The organism is Kitasatospora sp. NPDC092948, assembly GCF_044754805.1.
Lineage (GTDB): Bacteria > Actinomycetota > Actinomycetes > Streptomycetales > Streptomycetaceae > Kitasatospora.
On record NZ_JBIVPU010000003.1, the window covers coordinates 76,443 to 99,360 of the forward strand.

Below are 22,918 nucleotides of genomic sequence, written 5' to 3' on the forward strand. Positions count from 1 at the left end.
CCTCGCGGCGTTCCGGCTTTCCGCGGCGCTTTGGGACAATGGGCGGATGGCCAGCCCCCAGATCGAAACCGCCCTGCACAACGCGCGTGCGCTGATCCTCGCCGACCTCACCGCGCGGGACGTCGCCGACGCCGCGATCGTCTCGCTGGTCGAGGACGCCGTCACCCACCGGCGGTGGTGGCTCGAACAGTGGCCGGACGGCAGCGAGTTCGTGCTCGGGCTGATCGCGCAGGACGTGCAGGACGCGCTGCTGGAGTCGTACGGGCGGTGGCCGCTCTGTTCCGCGTGCGCGGCGGAGGACGACGACCCGCACGCGCTGAGCGTGGAGCCGGAGCTGGGGGCGGACCCGCACTGGGTGTGCGGCAAGAAGGGGATCGTCGTCGCGGCGGTCGGGCAGCTCCAGTAGCGGGCGCGAGCGCAGGGAGCGCACCACCGGGTGCGCTCTCCCTGATGTCACACCTGGAGCTCGGTGAGCTCGCGCTGCATGTTCGCGCGGGCCCGGGCGTCGTAGCGGTGGTGGGCCTCGGTGGTGCGGTAGAGGGCGGGGAGGGCGAGGAGGTGGCGGAGGATCGCGGTGCGGCCCTCGCGGAAGGCGTCCGGGGGGACGAAGGCGTACTCGTCGCGGATGGCGGCGGTGTAGGCCGCGTAGTGGTCGGGGGATGAGCCGAGGACGGCCAGGTCCGCGTCGCAGAGGACTTCGCCGTTGTGGTCGCCGGGCGCCGGGTGGTGGGTGACGGTGAGTCGGATCAGCCGGGCGACCTCGTGGACCAGGGGTTCGGGCAGGCCCGCCTCGCGCAGGGCGCGGCAGGCGAGGGCGGCGCTGCGTTCCTCGTTCTCGGAGCGGTCGGGCCGGTAGACGGCGTCGTGGAACCAGGCGGCCAGCCGGACGGCGTCGGGGTCGTCGGCATGGCCGGCGAGTTCGTCGATCCGGTCCAGGACGGCCCGCAGGTGGTCGGTGGTGTGGTAGCGGCGCTGCGGTTCGGCCCAGCGGTCGAGCAGGTCGCGGGCGTAGGGCTCCGGGTCGACGTTGGCGCCGCAGCGGGTGAGCAGGGCGTGCCAGCGCTCGGGCAGCGATGCGGTCATGACGGCCATTCTGCTCCTCGCCGGTGGCGCAGTGACAGGATCCGGACCCGGATGTGACCCAGCCTATATGTAGTTCACCGACTTATGACGCAGACTTGAGTGATCGTCGCTCGGAGGCTATACATACTCGGTATGCAAGACGTTCCGCTGTTCCGAGGGGAAGCCATGACCGGATCGAGCGCGCAGGCCGTTCTGCGCCTGGAAGGAGTCGGCCGGGTGCACGGTCGGGGCGAAGCCGAGGTGCACGCCCTCCACCCGATCGACCTGGAAGTGCGGGCCGGGGAGTTCCTGGCCGTGATGGGGCCGTCCGGCTCCGGAAAGTCCACCCTGCTCGCGCTGGCCGGCGGCCTGGACCGCCCGTCGGTCGGCCGGGTGCTGGTCGAGGGCACCCCGCTGGAGGGGCTGAGCCGGGCCCGGCTGGCCGACGTGCGGCGCCGCTCGGTCGGCTACGTGTTCCAGTCGTACAACCTGATCCCGTCCCTGACGGCGGCGGAGAACATCTCGCTGCCGCGGGAGCTGGACGGCGTGTCCGCCCGCACCGCCCGCGCGGAGGCGCTCGTCGCACTGGAGGAACTGGGCATCGCCCAGCTCGCCGACCGCTTCCCGGAGGACATGTCCGGCGGTCAGCAGCAGCGGGTCGCGATCGGCCGGGCACTGGCCGGCGAACGCCGCCTGGTGCTCGCGGACGAGCCGACCGGCGCCCTCGACTCCGCCACCGGCGAGGCCGTGCTGCAGGTGCTGCGCTCGCGCTGCGACGCGGGGGCCGCCGCCATGATGGTCACCCACGACGCCACCCACGCGGCCTGGGCGGACCGGGTGGTGTTCCTCCGGGACGGCCGGATCGTCCGCGAGGCGGCGCAGCGCGCCGGGGCCGACCGATGAGCGCCTGGCGGGCGGTGCTGCGGATGGCGCGCCGCGACGCCCTGCGGGCCAAGGGCCGCAGCGCCCTGGTGGTCGCGATGATCGCGCTGCCGGTGCTCGGTGCGACCGGCGTGGACGTGGTGCACCGCAGCGGCCAACTCGCCGGCGTCGAACGCGCGGACCGGCTGATGGGCCGCTCCGACGCGCTGATCGGCGCGTACGACCCGGGCCGGAGCATCGAGCAGTCGGTGTTCCCGGCCGACGGCGTGCGCACCCTGCCGCAGCGCCAGGGCAGCGAGACGCCCGAGCAGAAACGCGCCGCCGCCACCGAACCGACCGCGCTGCTCGGCGAGTTGCTGCCGCCGGGCAGTACGTTGACACCGGCCCGCACCGGCCCGGTCGCGGCCGTGCAGACCCGTGACGGCCTGGCCCCCGTCGACACCTTCGAGGCCGACCTGACCGGCGACCTCTGGCAGGGCCGGCTGAACCTGGTCTCCGGCCGGGCCCCGGCCGCCGCCCACGAGGCCGCCGCCACCCGGGCGTTCCTGACCGGCGCCGGCCTGCGGATCGGCGACCGGGTCACCGTCCGCGGCCTGGAGTCCACCCCGTTCACGCTGACCGGGACGGTGGAGTACCCCGGCGACCTGAACAAGTCCGAACTGGTCGCCCGCCCCGGCGAGTTGTACCAGCAGCTGGACACCGCCCAGGTCGCCGCCGGGCTCGCCCCGCAGAGCCCCGACGCCGAACAGTCCGCCGCCAAGAAGGCCGCCTGGCTGGTCCGGCTGCCCGCCGGGGCGAGCCTCGGCTGGGACAAGGTCCGCGAACTCAACAGCTACGGCTACACCCTGGCGAGCCGCCAGGTCGCCGCCCACCCGCCCGCCGACGCGCTCGCCCGGCAGGAGGCGGTCGGCGCCCAGGACGCCCGCGAACGCCGGCTGATGACGGTCGCCACCACCGCCGCGATGGCCCTGCTGGAGGTCGCGCTGCTGGCCGGCCCCGCCTTCGCGGTCGGCGCCCGGCGGGCCCGCCGCCAACTCGCCCTGCTCGGCGCGGCCGGCGGCCGCCCCGGACACGTCCGGGCGGTGGTGCTCGGCGGCGGCCTGGTGCTCGGCGCGGCCGGCGCGGTCCTCGGCACCCTGGTCGGCGCCGGCCTGGTCGCCGTGCTGCGCACCCGGATCGAGGAGTGGGGCGGCAGCCGGTTCGCCGGGCTGACCCTGCGCCCGTCCGACCTGGCGGCGATCGCCGCCGTCGGCATGGTCACCGCCCTGCTGGCGGCGCTGCTGCCCGCCCTGCAGGCCGGCCGCCGCGAGGCGCTCGACGGCCTGACGGACCGTGACCCGGTGCGCCGCTCCGCCCGCTGGACGCCGCTGCTCGGCCTGGCCGCCGTGCTGGCCGGCGCCGCGCTCGCGCTGTACGGCGCGGTGGCCGCCCCGACCGGCGGGATGCCGGTGCTCGCCGGACTGTCGACCCGCACCCTGTCGGTGCTGACCGGCGCGACGCTCGCCGAACTCGGCCTGCTGCTGTTCACCCCGCTGCTGCTCGCGCTGCTCGGCCGGCTCGCCCGCCTGCTGCCGATCGGCCCGCGGCTCGCGCTGCGCGACGCCGCCCGGCACCGCTCCCGCACCGGCCCGGCGGTCGCCGCCGTGCTCGCCGCCGTCGCCGGAGCCGTCGCCGTCGGCGTGCACACCGCCGGCGCCGAGGCCCAGGATCGCGCCTCCTACCGGCTGGAACAGCCCGTCGGCGCCGTCCGCGTCACCCTGCACGGCGACACCGAAGCCATGCCGCAGCTGCGCACCGCCCTGCCCCAGGACCTGCCGGACCTCGGCGAGCGGGCCGACCTGTACGACGCGCAGTACATCTTCTGCGAGGGCTGTTCCAGCGTGGTGTCCGCGGAGGGCGGGCCGCGCTACGGCCAGACCGACACCAGGCAGGTCGTGGTCGGCGACACCTCGGTGCTGCACAACCTGCTGGCGCTGCGCGACCGCGCCGCCGAGGAGGCGCTGCTCGGCGGGAAGGCCGTCGTCACCGACCCCGCCTACCTGCACGAGGGCAAGGCGGTGCTGCGGATGCAGGGCAACGGCATGGAGGTCAGGAAGATCGCCGTCGAGGCCGTCCTGGTCGACCGGCCCGTCGGGCAGCGCTACACGCCGGTGGTGATCCCGCCCGACACGGTCCGCGGCCTCGGCCTGACGATCACGCCGACCGGGGCGATCTGGCTGCCCACCGCACCGGTCGCCGACCGGGCCGAGCAGCGGGCCGCCGCCACCGTCGCCCGGCTCGCCCCGCACGCCGAGTTCGGGGTGGAACGCGGGTACCGGGCGACGGACAGCGTGGTGCAGGTCGCGCTCAGCGGCTTCGCCGCCGTGGTGGTGCTCGGCGCGGCCGTGGTCTCCACCGCGCTGGCCGCCGCCGACGCCCGCCGGGAACGCGCCCTGCTGTCCGCGATCGGCGCCCGCCCGCGCACCCGGCGCACCGTCGCCGGCCTCCAGGCCGGACTGATCGCCCTGCTCGGCGGAGTGCTCGGCACCGTCAGCGGGTTCGTCCCCGCCTACGCCCTGCTGCGCTCCCGGGTGGCCGGGGAGATGGGCGCGCCCGCCGTGCTGAACCCCGCCGACGTCCCGTGGCCGACCATCGCGGTGCTCGCCCTGGTGCTGCCGCTGCTGGCCGGTGTGCTCGGTTCGCTGCGCCGGGACGACCCCGCAGGATGGCGCGGATAGTCAGGTCGGCGATATATGTAGTCGTATGACTGAACGCGCGATGCAGGAACCCACCCTGCTGCTGCTCACCGCCCTCGCGGACGCCCCCCGGCACGGATACGCGCTGATCCAGGAGGTCGACGCGATCTCCGGGGGGCGGGTGAAGCTCCGCACCGGAACCCTGTACGGCGCACTCGACCGGCTGCTCCAGCAGGGCCTGATCGAGGTCGCCGCCGAGGAGATCGTCGACGGCCGGGCCCGCCGCACCTACGCCCTCACCGGCGCCGGCCGGGACGTCCTGGCCACCGAGGCCGAACGGCTGCGCAGCGTCGCCGCCGAGGCGCAGCGCCGCCTCGGCGGCGCCGTCCGTCCCCGGGGGGCCACCGCATGAACGTCGCGCTGCGCACCGCCCTCGCGCTCTACCCCGCCCGCTACCGCCGTGACCGGGGCGCCGAACTGGCCGAGGTGTTCGCCGACACCACCGCCGGCTCCGGCCGCCTCGCCACCGCCCGCGAAGCCCTCGACCTCGCCGGGTACGGCCTGCGGCTGCGCACCGGCCTGACCGAGGCCGCGCTGCCCGGCCGGGTGCTGGTTGCCACCGCCCCGCTGCTGGCCGGCACCCTGCTCGGCCTCGTCGCGCTGCCCGGCACCGGCGACTGGCGGGAGTTCCGGATCCCCGCCGCCGCCCGCGCCGGGACCGACCTGCCGTGGCCCCGACTGGTGGAGAACATCGCCGTCCTGGGCCTCGCCGTCGTCCCGCTGCTGCTGGTCGCCGCCGCCGCGCTCGGCGCCTGGCGGGCCGTCCGACTCCTGGGTGCCGTGGTGGCGCTGCTCGGCGCCGTCCGGATCGGGTACGCCGGGCTGAGCCTGCCGGCCAGCGGGGTGTGGAGCGGCTGGTTCTTCGCCTACTCGACCACCGCCCTGGTGCCCTACCTGCTGGGCGGTCTGATGCTGGCCGTCGCTCCGACCCGCCCGGCCGATTCGCCCGGCCGGACCGACCGCCTGCTGATCCTGGCCGGCGCGGCCGCCGGCTTCGCGGTGACCCGCGCGCAGGGCGGCTACGACACCCGCAACCTGATGGACGGCTGGTGGCCGGTCGCGCTGCTGCTGCTCCCGTTGCTGCTGGTGCTCTTCGCCGCCCGCGACCGGTTGTTGCCCGCCGCGCTCGGCCTCGCCCTGCTGCCGCTGACCGCATGGTTCAGCCTGTTCTCGCTCTGGGAGCAGCTCGGCGGGGTGTGGCGGGCCGCCCCCTGGGCGCTCGGCACCGCGCTGGTGCTCGTCCTGGCGTACCGGGCGCTCGCCCCGGCCCGTCCGACACACCGTCAGGCGGCGCGCCGGATCGGCTGAACGGGGAGTGAAACGGGCGAACGGGACGCCGCCGGGGTGAGAACGGGGGACGACGCGGGGCCGAACGGTCGAGGGGGGTCGCTCGGGGCGGGTCGATGTGGCAGGCTATCGGATATGTCTAGACCAATGTTCGAAGTGATCGCGCTGACCCCCCAGGACGCCAGGGCTGCCGAGTCGGGAGGCGCGGACCGCCTCGAACTGGTCACCGACATGGCCGCCGACGGGCTCACCCCCACCGTCCGGGACTTCGCCGCGATCCGCACCGCGGTTTCGCTTCCGCTGCGGGTCATGCTCCGCATCCGCGACGGCTTCACCCCCGGCGACCTCGACCTGCTGCTGGCCCGGACCGCCGCGCTGCGCGCCGAGGGCGCCGAGGAGTTCGTCCTCGGCTTCCTCACCCCCGACGGCGCGATCGACCTCGACGCGACCCGCGCGGTCGCCGACGCCGTCACCGGCTGCCACTGGACCTTCCACCGGGCCATCGACCACAGCGCCGACCGCTCCGAGGTCCGGGCCGCCGTCGCCGACCTGCCCGGACTCGACACCTTCCTCACCTCCGGCGCCCCCACGGGCGTGGACGCCGGACAGGAAGTCCTCCTCGGCGAACTCGCCAAGTCCGGCGAACCCGGCTACCGCCAGCAGATCCTGGTCGGCGGCGGCCTCCGCGCCGAACACGTCCCCGACCTCCGCGCCGCCGGCTTCGACGCGTTCCACATCGGCGGAGCGGTACGCGAGGGCGGCTGGGCCGGGGCGGTGGACGCCGCGAAGGTCGCCGAGTGGCGCACCCTGATCGGAGGGTGAACCACCAGGGGCGCGTGGGGGCGGGAGGCGCCCCCGCGCGCCCCTGATTCCCTCACCCCAACTCTTCGGGCAGCGGCTCCGTGTGAAGCACCGTCAGCCCCGAGACCGCACGCGTCAGGGACACGTACAGCCGGCGCAGGCCGGTCCTGCGGTCCGGCTCGCCGGAGATGATCGCGGCGGGTTCGTCGAGCACGACGTAGTCGTATTCGAGGCCCTTGGCGAGGGAGGCCGGGACGAGGGTCAGGCGGGCGTCGGCGGTGGTCTCGGTGCCGGGTTCGAGGTGGGGCAGTCCCGCGGCGTCGAGCAGCTCCGCGAGGACGGCGATCCGCGCGTCCGCCGCGATCAGGCCGACCGAGCCTTCGTGGCCGAGGGCGTCGCGGCAGGCGGCGAGGACGGCCTCGTCCCGCCCGGAGGGCACGTCGCGGACGGTCAGCGAGCCGGGCGCGTCGCGGACGGAGGTGGCCGGGGCCAGGCCGGGGGCGATCGCCGGGAGCAGGCGGGAGGCGTAGGCGATGACCTCGCCGGGGACGCGGAAGCCCTGGGTGAGTTCCTCGATGTGCGCGCCGTCCTTGCCGAGGTGGTGCAGGGCCTCCTGCCAACTGCCGGTCGCCCACGGGGTGGTGCCCTGGGCGAGGTCGCCGAGGACGGTCGCGGAGCCGGTGGTGCAGCGGCGGCCGACGGCCCGGTACTGCATGGGGGAGAGGTCCTGGGCCTCGTCGACGACCACGTGGCCGAGCGAGGCGGTGCGGTGCACCAGGTCGGTGGTCTCGTCGATCAGGACGGCGTCGGCGGCGGACCACGGCGCGGTGCGGGCGGAGCGCGGAGGCCTGGCCCACCGGAGGGCGGCCTGCTCGTCGGCGGTGAGGATGCCGTCCGCGGCGGCGGCCAGGAACTCGGCGTCGCTCAGCAGGCGGTGCACCAGTTTGACCGGGTCGACGGCCGGCCAGCAGGCCTTGACGGTGGCCTTCACGGCGGCGTTGCGGGCCACCGCGTCCTGGACCCGGTCGTCGGGGGCCTCGCCGCCGTGCTCCATCTTGACCAGCACGGCGTGCGCGATCCGCTGCGGGAGGGCCTCGGCGGCAGCCCCGTAGCGGATGTTGCGGTCCATCAACTCGCGGACGATCTCCTCGAGTTCGTAGGCCGGGACGCGCCAGCGGCGGGAGCCGCGGACCACCACGCAGGGCTCGGTCGGCAGGGTGATCCCGGCCCGCACCGCGTTGCGCAGCACCCGGGCCATCCGGGCGTCGCCCTTGATCCGGGCGGTGTCGGCGGTGTCGGCGCCGCGCACCTCGACGTGGCCGACGAGTTCCTGCACGGTGGCCTGGGCGACGTCCAGTTCGCCGAGGGCGGGCAGCACCTGCTCGATGTACTGGAGGAAGGACCGGTTCGGGCCGACCACCAGGGTGCCGGTGCGGGCGAGCCGCTCGCGGTGCGCGTACAGCAGGTAGGCGACGCGGTGCAGGCCGACGGCGGTCTTCCCGGTGCCGGGGGCGCCCTGGACGCAGACGGTGCCGGTGATGTCGGCGCGGACGATCTCGTCCTGCTCGGGCTGGATGGTGGCGACGATGTCGCGCATCGGGCCGACGCGGGGCTTCTCGATCTCCGCGGCCAGCAGCGCGGAGAGGCTGTCGCCCTCGTCCGGGTCGGACAGGTTCTCGTCCTCGTAGGCCGTCAACTCGCCGCCGGTGTAGCCGAACCGGCGGCGCTTGGCGACGTCCATCGGGTCCTTGCGGCTGGCCCGGTAGAACGGCTGGGAGACCGGCGCGCGCCAGTCGATCACCATCGGGTCGCCGTCCGCGTCGTGGACGTGCCGGCGACCGATGTAGAACTGCTCGCCGCCGCTGCCCTCGGAGTCGGCCTCGCTGACCGCGTGCAGGTAGTCCAGGCGGCCGAAGAACAGCGGGGTGTGCACGAGGTCGGCGAGCGCCTTGATCCGTTCGTCGACCTGCTTCTGCAGGATCAGCGCGGACACCCAGGTGCCGGTGACGTCGCGCAGGTCGAGCGCCTCGACGTCCTCCCGCATCGCCTTCAGGGCGGCTCGGGAGGCGGCCAGGTGGGAGCGTTCGCGGCCGAGCGGATCGGTGTCGGCGGCGGAGGTGTCGGTGGGAGTGAGGGAGTGCACGGCGGACCTTCCCGGCCGCGGTCGTGGAGGGACGGCGGCCGACTCGTCGGAGAGCTCACGGTGAAGGACACCGGCCGGTTGCCGAGCGGCCGGTACTCCCACGGCTGCCGACGGCACTGGCACCACGGTTCGGGAGGGGCAGACGGACGATCCTAGACCTGCCGCCGTCCGGGGGCGAATCCATTTCCCGGGGTACCCCTGAGGGATCACCCCCGGAGCGGCGTAGGGGTCGGTACGCCTTCAGGACGACCGGCCGCCCGACAGGTACGGCCTTTCGGTTGATGCCCGTCGGCGGCCGGCGAACCTACCGTGGAGACATGACGAACGAACGAATGAACCCGCAGGTCAACGGTGCCCACGGCGTCTCCGGCCGCCGCCGGGGCCCGGTGGCCGCCGCCGTCCGCAACGTCGGGATCGTGCTCGACACCGCCGCGCGCGTGCTCTTCCTGGGGCGCGACGGCGTCAAGCTGTAGCCGCGCCTACAGGTCGTCGGCGTCGACGATCCGGTACGCGTAGCCCTGCTCGGCCAGGAAGCGCTGGCGGTGCGCCGCGAAGTCCTGGTCGACGGTGTCCCGGGCGACCACCGAGTAGAAGTGCGCCGCGTGCCCGTCCGCCTTCGGACGCAGCACCCGGCCGAGGCGCTGCGCCTCCTCCTGGCGGGAGCCGAAGGTGCCCGACACCTGGATGGCCACGGTGGCCTCCGGCAGGTCGATCGAGAAGTTCGCGACCTTGGAGACCACCAGCACGCTGATCTCCTTCGACCGGAACGCCTCGAACAGCTTCTCGCGCTGCGCGTTCGAGGTCTCGCCCTTGATCACCGGGGCGTTCAGCGCCTCGCCCAACTCGTCCAGCTGGTCGATGTACTGACCGATGACCAGGGTCTGGTCGCCCTTGTGCTTCTCGATCAGCCGCTCCACCACCCGGCGCTTGGTCGCCGTGGTCGAGCAGAACCGGTACTTCTCCTCCGGCTCGGCGGTCGCGTACATCAGCCGCTCCGAGTCGGAGAGCGTCACCCGCACCTCGCAGCAGTCGGCGGGCGCGATGTAGCCCTGCGCCTCGATCTCCTTCCACGGGGCGTCGAACCGCTTCGGGCCGATCAGCGAGAACACGTCGCCCTCCCGGCCGTCCTCGCGCACCAGCGTCGCCGTCAGGCCGAGCCGGCGGCGGGCCTGCAGGTCGGCGGTGAACTTGAACACCGGCGCGGGCAGCAGGTGGACCTCGTCGTACACCACCAGGCCCCAGTTGCGGGCGTCGAACAGCTCCAGGTGCGCGTAGACGCCCTTCCGCTTGGTGGTCATCACCTGGTACGTGGCGATGGTGACCGGGCGGATCTCCTTGCGGGTGCCGCTGTACTCGCCGATCTCGTCCTCGGTCAGCGAGGTCCGCTTGATCAGCTCGTGCTTCCACTGCCGGGCCGAGACGGTGTTGGTCACCAGGATCAGCGTGGTCGACTTGGCCTCCGCCATCGCGGCCGCACCGACCAGCGTCTTGCCGGCGCCGCACGGCAGCACCACCACGCCGGAGCCGCCGTGCCAGAACCCGTCCACCGCGTGCCGCTGGTACGGGCGCAGCTGCCAGCCGTCCTCCTCCAGGTGGATCGGGTGCGCCTCGCCGTCCACGTACCCGGCGTGGTCCTCGGCCGGCCAGCCCAGCTTCAGCAGCACCTGCTTGATCTGCCCGCGCTCCGACGGGTGCACCACCACCGTGTCCGGGTCCACCCGGGCCCCGACCAGCGGCGCGATCTTCTTCGACCGCAGCACCTCCTCCAGCACCGGCCGGTCCGTGGTCGACAGCACCAGCCCGTGCACCGGGTGCTTCTGCAACTGGAGCCGCCCGTACCGCGCCATGGTGTCGGCCACGTCGACCAGCAGCGCGTGCGGCACCGGGTACCGCGAGTACGTCACCAGCGCGTCCACCACCTGCTCGGCGTCGTGCCCCGCCGCCCGCGCGTTCCACAGCCCCAGCGGCGTCACCCGGTACGTGTGAATGTGCTCCGGAGCCCGCTCCAACTCCGCGAACGGCGCGATCACCCGCCGGCACTCCGCCGCCTGCGGATGGTCGATCTCCAACAGCAGCGTCTTGTCGCTCTGCACGATCAGCGGTCCGTTCACGCCAGTGCATCCCTTCCGCGCGGGGCCAAACCTCCAGTGTGCCGCATCGCGCGACGGTCCCGTCAGCCGAGGAAGAAGTTGTGGCCGACGTCCGGCGGGATGATCTCCTGGTACGGGGTGGAGCCCGGGCCGGGGAGGTGGGTGCCGGGGACGGGGGTGGTGCCGGTGCGGCGGAGGAGGGTGACGCCGTCCTGGTCGAAGAGCTCCTGGTAGCCGTTGGCGAGCAGGAGGGCGCGGTACTCGGCCTGCTCGGGGTCGCGCTGGAACGGGAAGGCGCGCTGGGTGTAGCGGAGGATCACGTACTCCTGGCCGCGCGGGGTGCCGTCGGCCAGCATCACGTGGGTGCGGTTGGTCAGGCGGGGCGCGATCTGGTTGTCGGCCTCCACGGTGGCGCCGTCCGGGATCAGCTTCGCGGCACGGGCCAGCGCCGCCGTCGGGGCCTTCGGCTGCCACTCGTACGGGAGCACCAGGTGGTAGACGCCGAGCGCGGCGGACGCGGCGAGCGAGAGGACGGCGGCGGCCGCGCCCAGCCGGCGGGCCTGCCGGCGCCGGCCGCGGGCCCACAGGACGCCCAGGGTCTCGATCGCGGCGGTCACCAGGATCGGCCACAGGAACGCGTCGTAGTGCCGGGCGATCGACCAGTGGTTGGGATTGTCGGACAGGATGCGTTCCGCCAGCAGCGGCAGGGCGACCAGCATCGTCGCCGAACGGAACGGCAGCGCCGCCGTGGTGAGCAGCAGCCAGCCCAGCAGCATCGGCTTCAGCGGACTGGAGAAGGCCGACTCCACCAGCAGCCACGGATTGCCGAGGACGTGCCGCAGCGCCTCGCCGCCGCTGTCGCCGAGCTGGTGGTAGTTCCAGTAGTAGCCGGGCGCCCCGCCCATCGCCGGTATCAACCAGCCGATCTCCACCGCGGTGGCCAGCGGGCCGCCCACCAGCAGCGCCCAGCCGAGCACCTTCGCCCACCGGTCGGCGGTGCCGCGTTCGCGCCACAGCAGGACCACGCCGAACATGCCGACGGCGAGCCCCAGGTCCTCCTTGGTGGCGCACAGCAGCAGCGCCGCCACCGCCGCCCCCGCCCAGCGCCGCGCCCCGGCCCGTTCGAACAGCAGCAGGAACAGCGGGACGGCGAACCCCACCTCGTGGAACCCGCTGCGGGAGGAGATCAGCAGCGGCCAGCCCAGTCCGTACACCAGTGCCGCGCCGTCCAGCACCCGGCTGCGGACCCGCGCGTCGGCGCCCTCGAACGCCCGGCTCGCGATCCGGCGCACCAGCGGGACGCCCGCCGCGAACAGCGCCGCCTGCCCGACCAGCAGCATCCGCGGGTCGTCCCACACCCAGTAGAGCGGGGCGAGCAGCGCCAGCACCGGCGAGAAGTGGTCGCCGAGCAGCGAGAAGCCGGGCGGGAACTCGTGGTGGACGCTCTTCAGCGTCGACACCGGCAGCCCGAAGTGGGCGTAGCCGCGCACTCCCTGGTCGAAGATGCCGAGGTCGAAGCCGCCCAGCTGGAGCGAGGTCCACTGCTGGAGGCCGAGCGCCAGGCAGACCGCGAAACTCAGCAGGGTGAACAGGGCGGTGCGGCGGCGGCGGGCCAGCCGGAACCCGGACACGCGGTCCGTCACCCGGCGGGCGACCGCGGTCGGCAGAGCGGGGGAAGTGGTCAAGGTTCCGGTCCTGTCGGGGGCCGGCGAGGCCCGGTTCCGCGCGGGTGGACCCTTCCAGCCCGGCCGCTTGGCAGTCTAACCGCCGTCCGTGAGAGCCCCGGACGGCTTGTCGGGCGGCGCGCGGCAGTGACCGCCGGAGGGTCGGCTCGTTGGGCAGGGCATGACCATGCGCAACCGATTCCTGGCCGGCCTCGCGCTCTCCGGCGCGGCCCTCGCCACCACTCTCGGGGCGGCGCCCGCCCATGCCGCGGGCGGGACCCCGGCCCTCGACCAGGTCGCGGACGTCGGCCAGCCCGGCGGCCTGCTCGGCACCCTCGCGTTCACCGGCACCGGCCTGCTGACCGGCGTCGAGCCGAAGATGCCGGATCCGCACGCGATCATGGAAGAGGCGAAGCAGCAGAAGGCCGACGAGGACGCCAAGCAGCACGCCGGGAAGCAGCAGACCGCCGGCAAGTAGCCGGCCGCCCCAACGCCTCCGCCCCGCGGATCCGAGGATCCGCGGGGCGGAGGCATGTTCCGGCGAGGGCCGGTGCGGTCAGCCGACCTGCGCGGGGTGCGGCCGGGTGATCTCCTCGACGGCGATCCCGGTGGCGCCGATCGTCGCCCGGCTCTGCTCGGCGGAGTCGGAGCCGATGAAGTAGGAGGGCCGGCCCTGGACCGCGGAGTAGATCCGGCCGACGTACTCGCCGAGCAGGCCGACGCAGACCAGCTGCACGCCGCCGAAGAAGACGATGCCGATGAACAGCGAGGACCAGCCCGGGGTGGTGCGGCCGACGAGGTGCTCGACCGTGCTGTAGGCGGCGAGCAGGAACGCGAGCACGAAGCTGCCGAGGCCGAGCCAGGTGGCCAGGCGCAGCGGCGCGGCGGAGAAGTTGGTGATGCTGTCCACCGCGAGCCGGACCATCTTGGACAGCGGGTACTTGGTGGTGCCGGCCACCCGCTCCTCGCGCTGGAAGGTCACCTCGGTGCTGCGGAAGCCGAGCCAGGGCACCAGCAGCCGGTAGACCGGCTGGGTCTCGGGCAGCGACTTCAACGCGTCCACGGCCGCGCGGCTGAGCAGGCGGTAGTCGCCGGCGTGCTTCGGGATGCTGCGGCCGACCATGCGGCGCATCAGCCAGTAGTAGCCGGCGGCGGTGCCGCGCTTGAAGACGGTGTCCGAGCTGCGGTCGTCGCGCACGCCCTGGACGATGTCGTAGCCCTCGTCCCGGGCCAGCGCGAGCATGTCGACGATCTTCTCCGGGGGGTCCTGGAGGTCGGCGTCGATGCTGACCACGTACTCGCCGTAGGCGCGGTGCAGCCCGGCGGTCAGCGCGGCCTGGTGGCCGGAGTTGCGGCGCAGCTGGATCACCCGGAGTTCGGGCCACTGCTGTTGGAGTCCGGCGAGTACCACGGCCGTGTGGTCGGAGCTGCCGTCGTTGACGCCGACGACCTCGTAGCTCTCGCCGAGGCCGTCCAGGATCGGGCGCAGGCGCTGGACAGTGAGTGGGAGCGCGTCCTGCTCGTTGTAGATCGGCATGACGACGGACAGCAGCGGGGCGACTGGACCGGGCATGTGACAGGAGACCTGTTTCGTATCCGAGGACGTAGCCCCCTCGGCCGGCGCACTCGCGGACTGCGCACGCAGGAGCAGGGGCGGGGCGTGTCGGACAACCGGGCGCGGGCCCGGCCGTACACCCACAGGGCCCTCGTCGGAAGCCTGGTCCGACGGCACATTCCTAGTGTCTTCATCAGTTGCCTGTCAATCCTGCACTGGGCATGCACAGGCCAGTGCGGAGCGACTCCCCGTCAGTCGTCGACCTCGGCGACTCCGGTGATGCGGTGGAGTGCGAACGTGCGTACCTCATCGGCGAGATGGTCGTACGCAGTGACGAAACCGCCCTCGACCTTGACCGGGTCGATGACGCGCTGGGAGGCCAGGCCCTCCGCGTTGATGTAGCCGATCCACATGCGTTCGCCGAGCAGCACGGCGGTCTGCAGGGAGGCGAGGGTGTCGGCCGCCGCGGTGCGCGGAACGGCCGCGCCCGCGGGGCCGGCGACGGCGTCCTTGCGGGGGGCGGTGGCGGCCCGGTCGCCGGCCCGGATGGCCCGGACGGCCGCGGTGAGCAGGGCGTCGTCGGGGCGGGCGGGGCCGTCGGGGACGGGGATCGGCGGGGTGCGCGGCGGGGTGCGGCGGGCATCGGGGCGGGTGATCACCACGTCGCCCTCGGCGGACTCCGCGGCGGGCGCGTAGCCCATGCCGCGCAGCACGCCGAGCAGGGTGTCCGGCGGGGCCTGGGCGGCGAGCACGGTCGGGGCGAGCAGCCGCAGCCGCAGCTCCGCGGCGCGCCGGTCGGCGAGGACCTCGCCGAGCAGCTGCGGGTCGTCGCAGCGCAGGTAGGAGGAGGCCGCGCCGACCCGCAGGACGCCGTGCCGGCGGGCGACGTCGTCGATCAGGTAGGCGAGCGGCTGCGGCACGGGCGTGCGGGAGTGCCGGCCGAGGAAGCCCTGCAGATCGGCGGCGGTGCGCCCGGCGTCGAGGGCGCGTCGGATCGAATCGGGGGTGAACCGGTAGACGGTCGCGCCCCCCTTGGACTCGATGTCGGCGCAGAGCGCGAGCGCCTGGGCGAGCGGGGTGAGCAGCGGGCCCGGCGCGACCGCGGTCAGGTCGGGCTGCAGGATGACGTGGTCGAGCGGCTCGGGCAGCAGCGGGGCGAGCACCGGGGTGGGGTCGGCGTCGGCGAGCAGCGCGCGGGCGTGGGCGGCGAGCGCGCCGCGGCCGGTGACGCCCAGCAGCTCGGCCTCGTGCAGGGTCCACTCGGTGAGCCGGTCGCGCAGGTCGTGGCCGTCCGGGCCGGTGGGGCCGCCGCGCAGCGGGCGGTGCCAGCGCAGGGCGGGCAGCAGGGCGGCGGCGCCGGCGGCGGCGCCCGGGGGCAGCTCGGCGAGCCGGGTGAGCGCGGCCCGGCGGACGGACGGGGCCAGGGTGCGGTCGAGTTCGGGGCCGAGCGCGGCACGCGGCCGGCCCTTGCCGTCGGGGGTGCCGGTGAGCCGGCCGACCCGGGTGGCGGCGAGCCAGGCGCGGGCGAGCAGCGTCCAGCGGTCGGCGGTGTCCTGCTGCCGCCACTGGTCGTACGCGGGAGTCGGCGCCCACACCTCGTCGATCTCGCCGTCGGGGGCCAGCAGCCCGGCGGTCCGGGCGAGTTCGAGCCAGAACGCGGCGTTGGCCTCGGAGCACTCCAGCAGCTGGGCGGCGCGCTTGAGGTCGCGCACGCCGAGGCCGCCGGCCCGCAGCGTGGGCGGCGGGGTGAGCCCCCAGGCCTCCAGCAGCTCCTCCACGGTCCGCACGGCGGTGGCGGCCTGCCCGGCGGCGGTGCGGTCGACCTGCGCGGGGTCGCGTTCGACGACGGGCGCGACGGCGGGCGGGGCGGGTTCGACGGTGCGGTGGGTGCGGCCGCCGCGCAGGTGCAGCGCGAGCTCGCGGGGCAGCACCACCGAGGTGGGGCTGGACGGCAGCAGCAGGCCGCGGGCCAGCAGCCACTCGACCGGGCTGTGCGCGTCCTCGGCGGTGACCTGCCGGGCCGCGTCGGGGACGGTGCCGGTGGGCGGCCCCCAGACCAGGCGCTCCAGCAGGGCGACGGCGGCGGGCGGGGCCTGGCCGAGCAGCGCGGTCATCCGCCTGCGGTCGCCGAGCAGCGCGGTGAGCGCGGCGACGGCGGTGACCGGGTCGGGGGTGGGCGGCAGCCCGGCGCCGGCCAGCAGGTGCTGGAGCCGGGCGGGCGACATGCCGACGGTGGCCTCGGCGAGGGTCGGGCCGAGACCGGTGCGGCCCGGGTTGGCGGCGCTCGGGGCGAGCGCCTCGCGGACGGCGAGGACCAGCCGCAGCGCCGAGTCCGGCCCCCAGACCAGGGCTTGCTCGCGCAGCCGGGCCAGCGCGCCCGGCAGTGCGGCGGTGACGGCCGAGCGCTCCACCGGGTCGGCGCCGGGGTGCGGCCTGACCCGGGCGGGACCGGCCAGCAGGTTGCGCACCGCGGTGTCGGACGCGCCCTCGGGGGCGGCGGCCAGCGCCTCGGCGGCCTGCAAGGTGAAACGATCCAGCCGCTCCAGCGCACGCAGCACGGACGCCCGGCCGGACAGCCTGGCGGACAGCTGGGTGAGGTCGGTCGGCACCGGGTTGAGCAGGTCGGGGCGGGCCCGGAGCAGCGCGGCGACAGCCTCGTCCTCCCGGCCGCGGAGTTCCTCGGCCAGCGTGCGGGGGGCGCCTGCGCGGGGGGCGCGCGGTGCGCTCTGCGGTGCGCTCATCCGCTCCAGCCTAGTCAACGCCCCCGTCGGAGGCCCAGAACGGGGGAGGAACTCCCGGCGAAACCGGGGGCGACCCGGCCCGACGGGACGTCAACAGCCGCCGGACGGGGCTCGCTTCGGACGGGTGCGGGTGGGTACCGTCTCGATGCGGCGGGACATGCGACGTGAGGGCGGGTGGCGGGGCGATGGCGGGCGGCTCGTGGTGGCGCGAGGACGGGTCGGCGGACGGCTCGGACGGCGGGGACAGCGTGTACGCGCCCCCACCGGCGGCGGAGGCGCCGCCGGAGCGGCCGGCCGTCCCGGAGCAGCCGGCCGTCCCGCCGAAGCCGCTCCTGCCGCCGCCGCGGCGCATCGTCGAGGTCGACCGCACGCCGGCGCCGCCGCCCGTGGCGTTCGACAAGCCGGCGCTGCCCCCGATCGACTTCGACCTGCCGCCCGGCCCGTCCCCCGCCGAGGTGGACCGGGCCGCGCACTGGGCCGAGGGGCGCGGCCGGGCCGACGTCACCTCGGTGTTCCCCGGCTGGACGGAGGTGTACTTCGACCTGCCCGCCGAGGAGCCGGAACCGAAGACCGCGCCCGAACCCGACCCGGAACCCGAGCCCGAGGAGCCGGCGGCCCCCGAACAACCGCGTCCCGGGCTCGCCGGGCGGGCGCTGCGCGGCCTGTTCGGCAAGCCGAAGCCGGCCCCGGAACCCGTCCAGGACGCCGCCCCTGCCGCGGCCGGCGGGGCCCGGCGTCCCGCGCCGCTGCTGGTGCTCGGCGCGCTGGTGCTGATCGGCGGCGCGGCGACCGGTTCGCTGCTGGCGATGCTGCTGGGCTGGGGCCTGGCGTACCTGTCCAGCGGACTGTCCGACCTGCTGAAGAAGTTCGCCGTGCTGGGCATCCCGCTGATCACGGTGGCCGGTCTGACGGTGTGGAACTGGGGCCGCGAAAAGGGCCGTTGGGGCGCCGCCCTGGCCCCGGGCACCGACGCCGGCCACGCCACCTGGGCGGCCGCCCCGGGCGTGCTGCGGGTGGCGGCGGCGCTGACCGCGCTGTTCCTGCTGGCGGTGACGCTGCGCCGGCGCAAGGCGTAGCGCCCCCGCCCGCCCGCGCCGGCCTCAGTCCGCGCCGAGCAGGTGGAGGAGCTCGGCGATCAGGAAGTGCGCGCCGGTGTAGCCGATGCCCTGGAACCACAGCTGGTCGTTGACGGGGAACGCCCGGTGGGCGCGGACGGCGCCGAGGGCGCCCCAGGCGGGGGAGGCCAGGGCGGCGTTCAGGCCGTTGGCGTCGGGGCGCCCGTAGCCGGAGTACAGCAGCAGGTCGCCGTCGGCGTGGGCGGCGAGCTGGTCGGGGGCGGTCTCGACGGCGAACTGGTCGGTGTTCTGCGGGTCGGGCCGGGGCAGGCCGAGGTCGGTGAGGACGCTGCCGGGGAAGTTCTCCCGGGCGTACAGGCGGACGGTGGGGGAGCCCTCGACGAACCGGACCAGGCTGATCCGCTGCCCGGTGAGGCCGGCCGAGTCGAGCGCCCGGCGGGCCTGGTCGAGGTGGCGGGCGTAGGCGGCGACCACGGCGGCGGCCTGGACGTGGCGTTCCAGGGCGGCGGCGTGCAGCTGGAAGTTCTCCTTCCAGGGCGCGCCGGTGGTCTGGGTGAGCACGGTCGGGGCGAGGCCGCGCAGGACGTCCAGGTGGGCGGCGTCGCGGGTGCGGTTGGAGAGGATCAGCTGCGGGCGCAGAGCGGCGATCGCGGGCGGGTTCGGCGGGGCGGCGATCTCGCCGACCACGGCGATCCGGGACCGCCAGGAGGTCGGCCAGTAGTCGGGCAGGCCGGGGTCGAGCGGGGCCTTGGCGGCGCCGACGGGCGGGATGCCGAGGGTGATCGCGGAGTCCAGCTCGGCGGTGTCGAGCGTGATCACCCGGGTCGCCCCGCCGGCGACGGCCACCGGCCCGTCCGCGCCGTTGACGGTGACGCTCGGCGTCGGCGTGGGGGTGGGCGAGGGCGGCGCCGACCCGGAGGCGGCCTGCGGCAGCGGGGGCCCGGCGGGCAGCGGGCGCGGGCCGCAGCCGGTGAGCAGGGCGGCGCCGAGCCCGGTGAGGGCGGCGCGGCGGGAGAGCGGGGGCGGCACCTGGGACCTCCGGCAGCTCCGGTGGCACGGTCGGACTCCAGCAGTATGTCCGTAATACGGCTGTCCGTCCGGCTTTTCCGGTCGGAAATCCGGGCTGGTTAGGCTGGGTGGCATGGCTCTGACCGTCGGCTTCGACCTCGACATGACACTTCTCGACACCCGCCCGGGCATCAAGGACACCTACGACGTACTGGCTGCCGAGACCGGCACCTTCATCGACTCCGAGCTGGCGGTGAGCCGGCTCGGGCCGCCGCTGGCGCAGGAAATCGCGCACTGGTTCCCGGCGGAACAGGTGGATGTTGCCGTCGCCCGCTACCGGGAGCTGTACGCGGTGCACGCGGTGCCGGGGGCGCTGGAGCTGCCGGGCGCGCTGGCGGCGGTCGCGGCGGTGCGGGCGGTCGGCGGCCGGGTGCTGGTGATCACCGGCAAGTGGGCGCCGAACGCGCGCCTGCACCTGGACGGCATCGGCCTGGAGGTGGACGCGCTGCTCGGCGACCTGTGGGCGGAGGGCAAGGGCGAGGCGCTGCGCGCGCACGGCGCGAACGTCTACGTCGGCGACCACCTGGGCGACATCCGGGGCGCCCGGGCCGCCGACGCCGTCGCGGTGGGCGTGGCCACCGGGCCGTACAGCGCCGCCGAACTGGCCGAGGCGGGCGCTGACGTGGTGCTGCGCGACCTCACCGAGTTCCCCGACTGGCTGGCCGCCCACCTGGCCTGACGGCCGGTCAGCTGCCCGCCGCGGCCTCCCGGGCGGCGCGCCGCCGGCGGGACTCGGCGCGGGCGGTGACGAACAGCCCGGTCAGCGCCACCAGCAGGCCCAGCGGCATCAGCATGGACAGCCCGTACGCGATCGACGGCAGCCGCTTCAGGTCGAGCAGCAGCGGCGTCACCGTCGCGATGGTGGCGAGCGTGCCGAGGACGAACACCACCCCGCCGACGCGGACCAGGACCTCACCGGCATCGCGGGACTGACGGGTCACTTCTGCACTCCTTCGCGCGGGCTTTGAACCAGTTTCCCACGTTCGCCCCCGCCGATCGGCGGGGGCGCGGCGGCCCGCAGTCCACCTGAACGCTCAGGGTTCCCAGGAAACTCTCAGGCATGCTGAATCCCTCGGGGGACGTCGGCGGGGAACGAGGGCGCGCAGCGGTTATGGGTCTGACCAGTCACAAGGTGCTGGCGCTGTCGGCGCTGTTCTCCGTCCTGATGGTGGCGGGCACGGTCTGGGTGTGGCCCAGGCTGGCCCGGCGCAGCTGGCAGGCGGTCCTCGGCCGGCTGGCCACCATCGTCGGAACCCAGCTCGCCGTGATGTGCACGCTGGGGCTGGTGGCCAACAACTACTTCGCCTTCTACAGCAGCTGGGCCGACCTGCTGGGCACCAACGACGACGGTCCGGTGACCATCCAGAACCAGCTGCTCGGCCGGACCAGGGGCGTGGAGCGGATCAGCGCGGAGAACGTCCGCGACACCGGCGCGCTGGGCCGCGACCCGGCGCAGGTCGGCCGGCTGGAGAAGGTCCGGCTGCCTGGCGCGGTCACCGGCCTGTCCACCGAGGGCTACGTGTACCTGCCGCCGCAGTACTTCCAGCCGGCCTTCCAGGCCAAGCGCTTCCCGGCGGCGATCGCCATCACCGGCTTCCCCGGCGACGCCAAGAACCTGATCACCAAGCTGAACTACCCGGCGGTGCAGCTGAAGCTCGGCGTCGAGGGCAAGACCAAGCCGACCGTGCTGGTGCTGATGCGCCCGTCCCCGGCGATGCCCCGCGACACCGAGTGCGAGGACGTGCCGGGCGGCCCGCAGTCCGACCGCTACTTCAGCGAGGACGTGCCGTCCGCGCTGCGCTCCTCGTACCGGATCGCGCAGGGCCCGGGCAGCCTCGGCGTGATCGGCAACTCCACCGGCGGGTACTGCGCGCTGAAGCTGGCGATGCGTCACCCGGACGTGTTCTCCGCGGCGGTGTCGCTGTCCGGCTACTACAAGGCGGCCGAGGACCCGACCACCGGCGACCTGTTCGGCGGCGACCAGCAGCGCCGCGAGGAGGCCGACCTGAGCTGGCGGCTGGCGCACCTGCCGGCCCCGGGCACCGCGCTGCTGGTCGGCGGCAGCCGGGAGGGCGACGGCGACTACTTCGCCGAGACCGAGCGGTTCCGGGCCGCCGCCAAGGGCACCGCGACCACCGTCTCCGCGATCACCCTGGACACCGGCGGGCACAACTTCAACACCTGGTCGCGGATGCTCCCGGCGTCCCTGGGCTGGCTCGGCGGGCACCTGGCCGACCCCTCCTGACCGGCCCGGCGTCACAGCGCGCAACTCGGTGCGCGCGAAGAGTTTCGACCCGCGTCGCCCCCGGGTATGCAGCCATCGCGCGGGCGGACCAGCGGCTGGTCCACGAAACACCCGCCCGGAGCCGATGGGGGGTGTGGACCGATGGAGGGCGCAACAGGCGCGAGGCCCGGCCACGCCCCGGTCCGGAATCCCGTCGCCGCAGAGGCGCACGCTGAGGGATCATTGCCCCACTGAGCGACACCGGCCGCCCGTTCCCGGCCGCCGAGCCGCACATCCATCCGCGACCCGACGGGGTCGCTCGCACCCGACACCGAGGACTTTTCGAGATGCCCACCGGCCAGGTCAAGTGGTTCAACGAGACGAAGGGCTACGGCTTCCTGTCGCGCGACGACGGCGGCGAGGTCTTCGTCCACACCAAGGCGCTGCCCGCGGGCGTCACCACCCTGAGGCCGGGGCAGCGCGTCGAGTTCGGCATCGCCGCGGGCCACCGCGGCGACCAGGCGATGAGTGTGACGCTGCTGGACGCGCTGCCGTCGGTGGCCGCGAACCAGCGCAAGAGCGCCGACGACATGGCCCCGATCGTGCAGGACCTGATCACCAAGCTGGACAGCGTCCTGCCCGGCCTGCAGCGCGGCCGCTACCCCAGCAAGCCGGAGGGCCAGAAGATCGCCATGGTGCTGCGCGCGATCGCCGACCAGTTCGACATCTGACCCCTGCTCAGGGGAACGCCAGCGCGCCCGGGTCGACGGCGGGGACGAGTCCCTGCTCGGCGGCCCGGGTGAGCAGGCCGCGCACCGCGGCGTAGCCGTCCTCGCCGAGGTCGGCGGTGAACTCGTTGACGTACAGTCCGATGTGCTGCTCGGCGACGGCCGGGTCCATCTCCTGGGCGTGCGCCAGCACGTACTCCCGGGAGGCCGCCGGGTCCGCCCAGGCCTGCCGCACCGAGGAGCGCACGGCGTCGGCGAGTTCCCGCAGCCGCTCGGCGCCCAGCGAGCGCCGGGCCACGATCGCGCCCAGCGGGATCGGCAGCCCGGTCGCCGCCTCCCACGCCTCGCCCATGTCGGCCAGGCAGTGCAGCCCGTACTGCTGGTACGTGAACCGGGCCTCGTGGATCACCAGCCCGGCGTCCACCCGGCCGTCCCGTACGGCCGGCATGATCTCGTGGAACGGCAGCACCACGATCTCGCCGAACCCGCCAGGCACCGCCTCGGCCGCCCACAGCCGGAACAGCAGGTACGCGGTGGACCGCTCGCTCGGCACCGCCACCCGCCGCCCGGCCAGCCCGGCCGCCCCGACGGGCCCCGCGGTCAGCACCAGCGGCCCGCAGCCCCGGCCGAGCGCCCCGCCGCACGGCAGCAGCGCGTACTCGTCCAGCACCCACGGCAGCTGGCCGTAGGAGATCTTCAGGACGTCCAGTTCGCCGCGCTCGGCCAGCCCGTTGGTGATGTCGATGTCCGCGAACCGCACCTCGGGGGCGTCCGCGCCCGCGACCAGGCCGTGCGCCCAGGCATGGAAGACGAAGGTGTCGTTCGGGCAGGGCGAGTAGGCGACGCTCAGCGGCTCGGCCAT

21 protein-coding genes are annotated in these 22,918 nt (G+C 74.8%); 12 read left to right on the forward strand and 9 right to left on the reverse strand.

Annotation, left to right across the window (positions count from 1 at the left end):
- Positions 1-46 precede the first annotated feature (46 nt).
- Positions 47-406: a hypothetical protein gene (locus ACIQF6_RS09900; RefSeq protein WP_400892408.1), complete on the forward strand. Its 360-nt coding sequence runs from the start codon at positions 47-49 to the stop codon at positions 404-406.
- A 47-nt stretch (positions 407-453) separates the two neighbouring features.
- Here the strand turns inward: ACIQF6_RS09900 and ACIQF6_RS09905 are convergent, their stop codons facing one another.
- Positions 454-1,083, reverse strand: a complete 630-nt coding sequence (locus ACIQF6_RS09905; protein ID WP_400892411.1) for a hypothetical protein — start codon at positions 1,081-1,083, stop codon at positions 454-456.
- A 165-nt stretch (positions 1,084-1,248) separates the two neighbouring features.
- Here ACIQF6_RS09905 and ACIQF6_RS09910 point away from each other — a divergent pair, with 165 nt between their 5' ends.
- From ACIQF6_RS09910 to ACIQF6_RS09930, 5 genes are all read left to right on the forward strand, one after another.
- Positions 1,249-1,965, forward strand: coding sequence for an ABC transporter ATP-binding protein (locus tag ACIQF6_RS09910; RefSeq protein ID WP_400892414.1), 717 nt, complete (start codon positions 1,249-1,251; stop codon positions 1,963-1,965).
- Positions 1,962-4,661, forward strand: coding sequence for an ABC transporter permease (locus tag ACIQF6_RS09915; protein WP_400892416.1), 2,700 nt, complete (start codon positions 1,962-1,964; stop codon positions 4,659-4,661). The genes ACIQF6_RS09910 and ACIQF6_RS09915 overlap by 4 nt, the downstream gene beginning before the upstream one ends.
- Before the next feature lie 25 nt (positions 4,662-4,686).
- Complete coding sequence (locus tag ACIQF6_RS09920) at positions 4,687-5,031, forward strand: PadR family transcriptional regulator (RefSeq protein WP_400892418.1); 345 nt, start codon at positions 4,687-4,689, stop codon at positions 5,029-5,031.
- A complete protein-coding gene (locus ACIQF6_RS09925) occupies positions 5,028-5,987 on the forward strand; it encodes a hypothetical protein (protein WP_400892420.1) in 960 nt (319 codons plus the stop codon). The genes ACIQF6_RS09920 and ACIQF6_RS09925 overlap by 4 nt, the downstream gene beginning before the upstream one ends.
- 114 nt (positions 5,988-6,101) lie before the next feature.
- The gene (locus ACIQF6_RS09930) at positions 6,102-6,788 is read left to right on the forward strand and encodes a copper homeostasis protein CutC (protein ID WP_400892422.1); all 687 of its coding nucleotides are present in this window, start codon (positions 6,102-6,104) and stop codon (positions 6,786-6,788) included.
- Between the two features lie 52 nt (positions 6,789-6,840).
- On the opposite strand, the gene ACIQF6_RS09935 is transcribed toward ACIQF6_RS09930, so the two are convergent.
- Positions 6,841-8,910 (reverse strand): HelD family protein, encoded by a 2,070-nt coding sequence (locus ACIQF6_RS09935; RefSeq protein ID WP_400892426.1) that lies wholly within the window; start codon positions 8,908-8,910, stop codon positions 6,841-6,843.
- A 317-nt stretch (positions 8,911-9,227) separates the two neighbouring features.
- Between ACIQF6_RS09935 and ACIQF6_RS09940 the strand changes: the two genes are divergently transcribed.
- The gene (locus tag ACIQF6_RS09940) at positions 9,228-9,383 is read left to right on the forward strand and encodes a hypothetical protein (protein ID WP_400892428.1); all 156 of its coding nucleotides are present in this window, start codon (positions 9,228-9,230) and stop codon (positions 9,381-9,383) included.
- A 6-nt stretch (positions 9,384-9,389) separates the two neighbouring features.
- Here the strand turns inward: ACIQF6_RS09940 and ACIQF6_RS09945 are convergent, their stop codons facing one another.
- Both ACIQF6_RS09945 and ACIQF6_RS09950 read right to left on the reverse strand, forming a co-directional pair.
- A complete protein-coding gene (locus ACIQF6_RS09945; RefSeq protein ID WP_400892431.1) occupies positions 9,390-11,021 on the reverse strand; it encodes a DNA repair helicase XPB in 1,632 nt (543 codons plus the stop codon).
- Between the two features lie 62 nt (positions 11,022-11,083).
- Positions 11,084-12,685 (reverse strand): DUF2079 domain-containing protein, encoded by a 1,602-nt coding sequence (locus ACIQF6_RS09950; protein ID WP_400892433.1) that lies wholly within the window; start codon positions 12,683-12,685, stop codon positions 11,084-11,086.
- A gap of 166 nt (positions 12,686-12,851) precedes the next feature.
- On the opposite strand from ACIQF6_RS09950, the gene ACIQF6_RS09955 reads away from it, so the two are divergent.
- Complete coding sequence (locus tag ACIQF6_RS09955) at positions 12,852-13,142, forward strand: hypothetical protein (RefSeq protein ID WP_400892436.1); 291 nt, start codon at positions 12,852-12,854, stop codon at positions 13,140-13,142.
- Positions 13,143-13,220: 78 nt separating this feature from the next.
- On the opposite strand, the gene ACIQF6_RS09960 is transcribed toward ACIQF6_RS09955, so the two are convergent.
- Both ACIQF6_RS09960 and ACIQF6_RS09965 read right to left on the reverse strand, forming a co-directional pair.
- Entirely contained in the window at positions 13,221-14,237 is a 1,017-nt protein-coding gene (locus tag ACIQF6_RS09960; protein ID WP_400892438.1) for a glycosyltransferase family 2 protein, read from the reverse strand.
- Positions 14,238-14,470: 233 nt separating this feature from the next.
- On the reverse strand, positions 14,471-16,960 hold the full coding sequence (locus tag ACIQF6_RS09965; RefSeq protein ID WP_400892441.1) for a helicase-associated domain-containing protein: 2,490 nt from the start codon (positions 16,958-16,960) through the stop codon (positions 14,471-14,473).
- A 185-nt stretch (positions 16,961-17,145) separates the two neighbouring features.
- On the opposite strand from ACIQF6_RS09965, the gene ACIQF6_RS09970 reads away from it, so the two are divergent.
- Complete coding sequence (locus ACIQF6_RS09970; RefSeq protein WP_400892444.1) at positions 17,146-18,036, forward strand: hypothetical protein; 891 nt, start codon at positions 17,146-17,148, stop codon at positions 18,034-18,036.
- Positions 18,037-18,060: 24 nt separating this feature from the next.
- Here the strand turns inward: ACIQF6_RS09970 and ACIQF6_RS09975 are convergent, their stop codons facing one another.
- Positions 18,061-19,065 carry an ABC transporter substrate-binding protein gene (locus tag ACIQF6_RS09975; protein ID WP_400892446.1) on the reverse strand — a complete coding sequence of 335 codons (1,005 nt, stop codon included), beginning with the start codon at positions 19,063-19,065 and terminating at the stop codon, positions 18,061-18,063.
- A 112-nt stretch (positions 19,066-19,177) separates the two neighbouring features.
- Between ACIQF6_RS09975 and ACIQF6_RS09980 the strand changes: the two genes are divergently transcribed.
- A complete protein-coding gene (locus ACIQF6_RS09980; protein WP_400892448.1) occupies positions 19,178-19,783 on the forward strand; it encodes an HAD family hydrolase in 606 nt (201 codons plus the stop codon).
- A gap of 7 nt (positions 19,784-19,790) precedes the next feature.
- Here ACIQF6_RS09980 and ACIQF6_RS09985 read toward each other — a convergent pair whose 3' ends face one another.
- Positions 19,791-20,045, reverse strand: a complete 255-nt coding sequence (locus tag ACIQF6_RS09985) for a hypothetical protein (protein ID WP_400892451.1) — start codon at positions 20,043-20,045, stop codon at positions 19,791-19,793.
- 170 nt (positions 20,046-20,215) lie between these two features.
- Between ACIQF6_RS09985 and ACIQF6_RS09990 the strand changes: the two genes are divergently transcribed.
- Both ACIQF6_RS09990 and ACIQF6_RS09995 read left to right on the forward strand, forming a co-directional pair.
- Positions 20,216-21,349, forward strand: coding sequence for an alpha/beta hydrolase (locus ACIQF6_RS09990; protein ID WP_400892453.1), 1,134 nt, complete (start codon positions 20,216-20,218; stop codon positions 21,347-21,349).
- A 326-nt stretch (positions 21,350-21,675) separates the two neighbouring features.
- The gene (locus ACIQF6_RS09995) at positions 21,676-22,059 is read left to right on the forward strand and encodes a cold-shock protein (protein ID WP_400892455.1); all 384 of its coding nucleotides are present in this window, start codon (positions 21,676-21,678) and stop codon (positions 22,057-22,059) included.
- A gap of 7 nt (positions 22,060-22,066) precedes the next feature.
- Here ACIQF6_RS09995 and ACIQF6_RS10000 read toward each other — a convergent pair whose 3' ends face one another.
- Positions 22,067-22,918 (reverse strand): 1,4-dihydroxy-6-naphthoate synthase, encoded by an 852-nt coding sequence (locus ACIQF6_RS10000; RefSeq protein ID WP_400892458.1) that lies wholly within the window; start codon positions 22,916-22,918, stop codon positions 22,067-22,069.